This is a genomic window from Methylobacterium sp. J-043 (assembly GCF_022829505.1).
GTDB classification, from domain to species: Bacteria; Pseudomonadota; Alphaproteobacteria; order Rhizobiales; family Beijerinckiaceae; genus Methylobacterium; species Methylobacterium extorquens_A.
Genome location: NZ_JAKSYB010000038.1, coordinates 1 through 7,751 on the forward strand (window position 1 = coordinate 1; position 7,751 = coordinate 7,751).

Sequence of the window (7,751 nt, forward strand, 5' to 3'; positions counted from 1 at the left end):
GAGCAGGTGCTCGTGCCCAAGCTGCGGCCGGGCGACACGCTCATCCTCGACAACCTGCCTGCTCACAAGGTCGCCGGCATCTGACAGCGCTTGGCCAAAGCCGGCGTGTGGCTGCTCTACCTTCCGCCCTACAGCCCGAACTGCAATCCCATCGAGCAAGCCTTCGCCAAACTGAAAGGCCGGCTGCGAACCGCTGCCGCTCGCACCGTCGACGACCTCCACGCAGCCATCCGCGAGACGCTCAAGCACTTCACCGCGACCGAGTGCCGGAACTACATCGAGGCTGCTGGATACGAAACCGACTTGGCCGTTTCAGAATGAGCAGATCCGGCTCTAGTGTTGTTGCGGGTCTGGTGAGTACGCGGGGTGCTGCTCATTGCCATGCTTTTGCTCCACTGTGTCGTGGCAGCAATAGTGGAGCGTTTAAGAGGTTCCCCGAAGCCGGAGCCTAGGCTTCAAAGTTACGTGTCCTCCCGGGGGTCCAGGGTCGCACCGGTCCATCGTGGGGTCGTTGTGGCGTATCCAGCAGTTCTCCGGAGAGGTGAAATGGAAACGTCGAGCGTGGATCACTTCAGAATCGCGATATCTGGAACCGCCGTCGGCGGCCGGGGCTTCCCCTCGACCCCGGGACAGGCCCGGGCAAAAAGGAACGCCATGTCCACCGGCACCGACAAGCACCGCGGGCTGCTCGATGCCCTAAGGGCGGCCCAGGGCAGAGGCGACGGCTCCTTCGAGCAAGCAGTCACCGCAGCCTTCGAACACGTGTTCGAGCACCTGGACCGCCTGAACGACCACGTCTCGCCCGGCGGCCCGGATGGCGGGGACCGTCATCTAAAGCCCGGCGAGACGCCCACTCTCCGGTAGGCGCGAGATCCGGAAAGACATCGGCCGTTCACTGACCAATCTTGTTGGTCGGGCTCAAGTGTCCTGTGTCGCAGGCACCCGGGCCGGCAGAACCCAGTTCGGGCGAACGAAGTGGCAGGTATAGCCGTCCGGCCGACGCTCAAGATAGTCTGGGTGCTCCGGCTCGGCCTCCCAGAAGGGTCCTGCCGGCGCCACCTCGGTAACCACCTTTCCCGGCCACAGACCGGATGCGTCGATGTCGGCGTGGGTGGCCTCCGCGACCCGACGCTGTTCGTCGTCGACGTAGAAGATTGCCGACCGGTAGCTGAGGCCCCGGTCGTTGCCCTGCCGGTTCGGAGTAGTGGGGTCGTGGATCTGGAAGAATAACTCTAGGATGCGCCGGCAACTCGTCCTGGCCGGATCAAAGACGATCTCGATGCCCTCGGCATGCGTCCCGTGGTTTCGATAGGTGGCATCCGGCACGTCGCCACCCGTATAGCCGACACGGGTTGCCAGCACACCTTCCTGGCGACGGATCAGGTCCTGCATGCCCCAGAAGCAGCCGCCCGCCAGCACCGCCCTCTCGCTACCCATATCGCTTCTCCGTGAGCCGTCGGTTTCCCGTCAGATGGGGTCCGCGGCGCCGTTTTGCCCTGCGGCCCCGTATCCATTCGCAATGTGGGACGATGGACCAGCTCCCCCTGGCCTCCAAGGTTAGCTGAAGGTGGAAGGCCGCTGTTCAGCATCCGTGCGCCGAACGAGGCTTCGCGCCATGAGCCGACCACCAGTTCGCAGGACCTGAACCGCCGCATGCGACCCTTTGCAGAAGCTGCAAACGTCCGCTTGCGGCTTGGTTGGTGGGTCATCGACCCACGACCGGAACGGGTGCAAGGCATCCCGGCTGCTCTTTCATGGCCATAGGGTCTGAGCAGACGCCGGCTGGAGCAATGATCCGCCGACGTCCGGTGTCATGCTTCCAACTCGACGTTACCGTCTGGCCTGGCTTGGCAAGCGAGGATGTAGCCATCCGCCTTGTCGTCCTCGCCGAGTGCGTCCTCCACCGACATTTGGACGTTGCCAGTCTTCAGCTTCACCATGCATGTTCCGCAGGATCCGGAGCGGCAGGCGCTGTCGATTTGAACGTTCACTCCGGCGGCCACGTCGAGCAGCGTCTCGCCTTCCCTGGCCTTGGCCGTCTTGCCAGAGCCAAGGAACCTGACTTCACCGACGACCTTTTCGGACTTGGCGGCCTTCCTCGTGGGATCGCGCTGGTCGGTGCCAAAAGCCTCAGTCCTGACCTGACCGGCCGGCACCCCCAGGTCGAGTAGAATGCCCTTGGCCGCATCCATCATAGGCGTCGGCCCGCAGATGTGGGCACGATGCAGGGCGATGTCGGGAACGGCCGCCGTGATGAAGCGGGCATCAATGTGCCCCGTATGACCCTCCCAGCCCTCCGGCTCGGGCGCCGTCATCGCGACGGCGACGCGCAGTCTCGGGTTTCGGCGGGTCAGGCTCTCGATCTCACGCTCGAAGATAAAGTCCTTTGGGCTTCGGAAGCTCAGCAGCAGGTAGATCGTCCCGGGCCACTCCGTCTCGGTGAGGTAGCGCACGCTGCTCATCATCGGCGTGATCCCGACTCCGCCGCCGATCAGGACGACGGTCGGCCATTCGGTGCCTGAGAATACGAAGGTGCCGCTCGGTGCCTCGATCTTGATCCGGTCGCCCGGCTGCACGTCGTCGTGGAGCCAACGGGAAACGGTGCCGTGCGTCTCGCGCTTGACGGTGATCTCCACGCGGTCCCGCCACGTCGGAGATGAGGCGATGGTGTAGGACCGTCGGACCGGGATGCCTTGGCGAACGCATTCCAGTGTCAGGTACTGCCCGGCGACGTGGCGGAACGGGATCTCGCCGCCGCCCGGTTCGACGAATCGGAACGTGCTGACCTCATCGGTGACCCGCTCGACCTCGCTGAGCTTCAACTTGCCCGACCACCGGACCTTGCCGGTCATCTCGTCATTCTTCTCGTAGGTCGTGATCGCCGGCCGCAGGAGGGAGGTCACCGGGAGGATCTCGACATCCCTGCGCCGGATTTCCGGGGACGGGAAGCACTTGCCGAAGGCCAGCAGGAGGCGCGGGTCGCCTGACACGCGGATTTTTCGCCGGGCGAACGCCCAGACCAAGCTCCTTTCCTTCGCGAGGAACCCAAGCCACGTCTTCGCATCGGCGGTCACCCGGAGGTCGGGCTTGTCGACCAAGCCGTCGCGGACGGCGATCTTGCCATCCCGCACCGTGACCGTCGCCTTGCGATTCTCGGCGCCCGTGAAGGTGAAGTGGTACACGGCATCGAGCCCATGCGCCTGCGCCGGCTGGAACACGATGGGCATGAAGGTCAGGAGACCCGAGATGGTGCGCGGCGTCATGCCGTTGCCCACCGGCTTCACCGTCTTATGCTTCCACTTGCGCCGGGCGATGGCTTCAGCGTCGGTCCCGGCCACGACGTAGACCGGCTCCGGCCGATCCTGGAGCGGCTTCAGGATGTCCCGGCGATGGGCGGCCTTGTCCTTCAGGTAGCTGCCGATCACGTCCTCGCCAGCCGGGCATACGGCGATGCAGTAGGCGGACTTGTAGTTCGCGCCGTAGGTCAGGCTCTGCCACATGGAGGCCGTCTCGGGCTCGTTCACCCGCCGGCGGTAGTCAAGAGCGTCCTTGGCATCCGCGATCTGCTCCACCCAGTCGGTGAAGCCGCCCAGGAATTCGCGGTAGTTGTGGGTGAAGCAGGCCTGGAAGTCGAACGGGGCATCGACCTTGATCGCACCGACCGGGCAGGCCGCGACGCAGAGCTTGCAATCGAGGCAGGGGTTGTAGTCGATGGCCTCGTCCGTGACGTCGACCTCCTGGTCGAGCAGGACCGTACCCAGCAGGATGAAGTTCCCGAACTTCGGATGGATCACGTTGCGGTGGATGCCCATCCGGCCCATGCCCGCCGCGACCGCCACGGGCTTGTGAGCCACGATCCAGATGGCGTTCCCGGGGTTCTGGTCCATCTCCATCGGGAAGCCCATCGAAGGGTTCACCGCTCGGATGCCCCTCTCCTGGAGACGCGCGACGATCTCGGCACAGACCGCGTTGGTATCGTGGCCGGCACGATGGAATTCGAGGTTGGCGACCGACCGCGGCGTCCCGCGAACCGGTGCCTGGGCCATCTTGACGACAATGCTCAGCAGCGAGCGCGTCCACGGATAGTGGCGCAGGATCTCATCGTGCTGGGGTTCGAGTTCGGCTCGGTCGATGCCGATGAAGCCAACGTCGTCCGCGCCACACTTCAAGGCAAGTGCCTTCAACTCTTCGGCACCAAACGACCTCCGTTCCGGGATCGTCCCCGTCCGCTCCATCTCGCGGTAATGCCTGACGGTGGGATGATCTTCGAGCTTCATTGGGACAATCACCCTTGCCGGAGAGCAAAATCGCCGAGCCGGACGGCACTCGGACACGATGTCATGCGGATGCGCTATAAATTATAATAGTAATCTAAATCAACGATCCTCGTCGCGAGCAAGCCGGTTGGTGCGCGGGTTACTCATCGATGGCTCGATCAGGGGGGTATGGCGCGCCTGTCGAAACTCGAGGGTTTCGTCCATCGTCACCCCGCAAAACAGCCTCGCGTGAGCAGGGCCGTCGCTGTATGGACGCCGACCCTCCGTTGCGGCTCAGCGAGCCGCGTCGAACCGGGCACCCCAGACGTTGATCGTCGGAGTCGCTTCGACCGGCGCGTTGGTCTCGTTCTCTATCAGGGCATTGCCGGAGACGTAGGTACGTTTGGGGGCACTCGACCCAGTGGCGAGGATAGTGTCCTGCCGCGGTGCTCTGATCACGACCGGCACAGTATAAGTATGCCCCCATGCTTCGAAAGTCCGATGATCCTGAGCGGCGGCAGGAGTGGCGAAACCGGCAGCGATGGCGACGGCAACTAGGGTGGAACGAAAGGTCATCGGAGTTCTCCTCATCAAGTGGGCTGTCGGCTAGCGCGGGTTCCTGGAACCAGGTACCTTGGCTAGTTGCGATAGAGTTGATATAAACGTATATGTCGATGCGGCAGTGCGGTGGCGCACATGCGTTGATACCAACTCTGATTGGCGAGGCTTTTTGGGACTGGCCCAGATCCTTGGCAGCACCAGCGGAGGCCCATATGGTTGGTATCAACTTTCTTAGGTGGGAACCATGGCGCAGAGGCCTCTCCTTACCCCGACGATAGCGGCATCCGTCGAGCAGGCCTGCCTCAGTTTTGCAGCGCAGAAGGCGGCACGTGCCGTTGGACGTCGGTACGATGCTGCCCTTCGCCCGACAGGGCTGTCGAACTGGCAGTTCACGTTGCTGATGATGCTCGTTCGCGAGGAACCGCCTACGATCAGTGCGTTGGCGCAGTTCTTAGCCACGGATCGGACTACCGTTACGGCCAACCTGAAGCCGCTGGAGCGTCGCGGACTTCTCTCGATCCTGGCTGATGTCGAGGATCGCCGGATCAGGCGCGTCGTGCTCAGCGATGAGGGACGAGCGCTCCTCGACAAAGCGTATCCCCTTTGGCAGGGCGCGCAGGATGCCACAGTCAAGCAACTCGGCCGGGTCGATCAGGACGCCTTTCGAGTAGCTGTGAAGGCCCTCTCGGCATAAGTTCAAGCTGCGGGACCGACGCTGAGGTCCTTGTATATGTGATCGGGTCGGAACCGGAACGTCTGCTTCTGGGCGAAGCGCCAGGGTCCGCTTTCCACCGAGGCTGTGTGAAAACGCTGCTGTTCTGATAGTCTCTGCGGGACGGCGGAGGCGGCTATGGCGCGTTTTGTTTGTGGTGCTGATCGCCATCAAGTCACGCTTCTGCCGAACCGGCTGGACGATTACGTATCCGAGGACAATCCGGTGCGCGTCGTCGATGCATTCGTCGACGAACTCGATTTCGCGGCTCTGGGTTTTGACGGCGTGGTGCCGGCCACGACGGGCCGGCCCGGCTACCATCCCGCGACACTGCTGAAGATCTACCTCTACGGCTATCTCCACCAAGTCGCCTCCAGCCGCCGCCTGGAGCGCGAGGCCGGCCGCAACGTCGAGCTGATGTGGCTGACCGGCCGCCTCGCCCCAGACTTCAAGACCATCGCCGACTTCCGGCGCGACAACGGTCCTGCGATCCAAGCCGCCTGCCGCCAGTTCGTGGTGCTGTGTCGCCAACTCGGCCTCCTGGCCGGTGGTGTCGTGGCGCTGGACGGCAGCCGCTTCAAAGCGGTGAACGCCCGTGATCGCAACTTCACCCCAGCCGCGGTCCGGCGCCGCATCGAGCAGGTCGAGGCGAGCATCGCACGCTATCTCGCCGCCCTCGACACCGCCGACCGCCAGGAAGACGAGGTCGCGCGCGTGCGCAAGGTGCGCATCGCCGAGCGTCTGGACGCCCTGCGGACGCGAATGCGCGAGTTGCAGGCGATGGAGACGCTCGTCGAGGCTGCCCCCGACCGGCAGATCTCGCTGACAGACCCGGACGCGCGGGCGATGGCCACGAGCGGTAAGGGCACGGGGATGGTCGGCTATAACGTGCAGGCGGTCGTCGACACCGAGCATCATCTGATCGTCGCGCATGAGGTGACCAACGTCGGGCACGACCGCACCCAGCTGGCGCACATGAGCCGCCAGGGCCAGGTGGCGACCGGGCATGAAGGGCTCAGCGTGCTGGCCGACCGGGGCTACTTCTCGGGCGAGGAGATCCTGGCCTGCGAGCAGGCCGGCATCGCGGTGACGCTGCCCAAGCCGCTGACCTCGGGCGCCAAGGCGGAGGGGCGCTTCGGCAAACAAGACTTCGTCTACGAGCCAGAGGCGGACGCCTACCGGTGTCCGGCCGGCGAGCGGCTCTCGTACCGTTACACGAACCTGGAGGGCGGACTGACGCTACGCCGCTACTGGACGACGGCCTGCCACGACTGCGCGATCAAGGCACGCTGCACGCCGGCCAAGGAGCGGCGGGTGACGCGGTGGGAGCACGAGGCTGTCTTGGAAGCCGTACAGCGCCGGCTCGACGCGGATCCTCATGCGATGCGCACGCGGCGCCAGACGGTCGAGCACGTGTTCGGGACGCTCAAAGGCTGGATGGGGGCGACGCACTTCCGGATGCGACGGTTGAGAAACGTGGCCACCGAGATGTGCCTGCAGGTCCTGGCCTACAATCTGAAGCGGGTCATGGCGATCCTCGGAACCGGGCCTCTCCTCACCGCCCTGCGGGCGTGAGGGCACGCGGCACCTCGCACCCCGTCACCAATCCGCGCCGACACACCCAACCGCGTTCTCACACAGCCTCCACCCTTTGCAGGCCTTGGGAAGGTCCGCTTTCAGGCTATTGGGTAGAGGTCCACGGCCGGGTTGGGTGGATTGCAGCCTGTCCGCATTTCAGATTTCAGATTGAAGAAGCAGACATTCGCCCTCTGGAAGGGGCGACGCTCGCCCATAACCCCCATTCTGGACGGCAACCTTGCGCATGCTCCTACAAGGCAAAAAGCGAAGGTCACATTTTAGTTCGTGGAGCGGTTGAAGGGCGAGGCATCCATCCATCTTTAGGAATTTAGGATGTCAAAAAGCTCACGCTCAGCGCGAACCAGTTTGAAGGGTCTGAGCGACGTCGAACGTCGTTTGGCACCCCAACGAAGTGGGAAACCATGGAAAGGAGACTGTGTGGGTACTGATGATGCTTTCGTGATGGGGATGCTGAAGGCCAAATTGGAAAGGACGTCGTCCCTCTGGCCTGCCCCCATTCGGTGGCCCAGGTTCGAAGTTAGTGCATCGTCGGTCGCGTGACGATGGCGGGGTGAGCGAGCGGCCCTGAGCCGCTCGGTTCGGTTGGCCAGATGACGACCTCGGGCGCAGGCGACTGATAGCCG

Annotated in this window: 6 protein-coding genes and 1 pseudogene; 4 read left to right on the plus strand and 3 right to left on the minus strand. The window is 63.9% G+C overall.

The features are described 5' to 3' along the window. Both MKK50_RS08490 and MKK50_RS08495 read left to right on the plus strand, forming a co-directional pair. Positions 1–321 (plus strand): annotated as a pseudogene (locus MKK50_RS08490) (transposase); the annotation flags it as partial. Positions 322–654: 333 nt separating this feature from the next. Beyond that, complete coding sequence (locus MKK50_RS08495) at positions 655–864, plus strand: hypothetical protein (RefSeq protein ID WP_499021740.1); 210 nt, start codon at positions 655–657, stop codon at positions 862–864. A 54-nt stretch (positions 865–918) separates the two neighbouring features. Here MKK50_RS08495 and msrA read toward each other — a convergent pair whose 3' ends face one another. The 3 genes from msrA to MKK50_RS08510 form a co-directional block, all read right to left on the minus strand. Then, on the minus strand, positions 919–1,437 hold the full coding sequence (msrA, locus tag MKK50_RS08500; protein ID WP_499021731.1) for a peptide-methionine (S)-S-oxide reductase MsrA: 519 nt from the start codon (positions 1,435–1,437) through the stop codon (positions 919–921). 374 nt (positions 1,438–1,811) lie between these two features. Next, entirely contained in the window at positions 1,812–4,169 is a 2,358-nt protein-coding gene (locus tag MKK50_RS08505; protein WP_499021733.1) for a 2Fe-2S iron-sulfur cluster-binding protein, read from the minus strand. 381 nt (positions 4,170–4,550) lie between these two features. Continuing rightward, positions 4,551–4,832: a hypothetical protein gene (locus MKK50_RS08510; RefSeq protein ID WP_499021735.1), complete on the minus strand. Its 282-nt coding sequence runs from the start codon at positions 4,830–4,832 to the stop codon at positions 4,551–4,553. A gap of 229 nt (positions 4,833–5,061) precedes the next feature. Here MKK50_RS08510 and MKK50_RS08515 point away from each other — a divergent pair, with 229 nt between their 5' ends. Beyond that, positions 5,062–5,511, plus strand: coding sequence for a MarR family winged helix-turn-helix transcriptional regulator (locus MKK50_RS08515; protein WP_499021737.1), 450 nt, complete (start codon positions 5,062–5,064; stop codon positions 5,509–5,511). A gap of 156 nt (positions 5,512–5,667) precedes the next feature. Beyond that, on the plus strand, positions 5,668–7,104 hold the full coding sequence (locus MKK50_RS08520) for an IS1182 family transposase (protein WP_499021738.1): 1,437 nt from the start codon (positions 5,668–5,670) through the stop codon (positions 7,102–7,104). The last annotated feature ends 647 nt before the right edge of the window (positions 7,105–7,751 follow it).

Bases quoted from the DNA above. Each gene is read 5' to 3' on its own strand.
- MKK50_RS08495 (WP_499021740.1), top strand. From the start codon at position 655: ATGTCCACCGGCACCGACAAGCACCGCGGGCTGCTCGATGCCCTAAGG.
- msrA (WP_499021731.1), bottom strand. From the start codon at position 1,437: ATGGGTAGCGAGAGGGCGGTGCTGGCGGGCGGCTGCTTCTGGGGCATG.
- MKK50_RS08510 (WP_499021735.1), bottom strand. From the start codon at position 4,832: ATGACCTTTCGTTCCACCCTAGTTGCCGTCGCCATCGCTGCCGGTTTC.
- MKK50_RS08515 (WP_499021737.1), top strand. From the start codon at position 5,062: ATGGCGCAGAGGCCTCTCCTTACCCCGACGATAGCGGCATCCGTCGAG.
- MKK50_RS08520 (WP_499021738.1), top strand. From the start codon at position 5,668: ATGGCGCGTTTTGTTTGTGGTGCTGATCGCCATCAAGTCACGCTTCTG.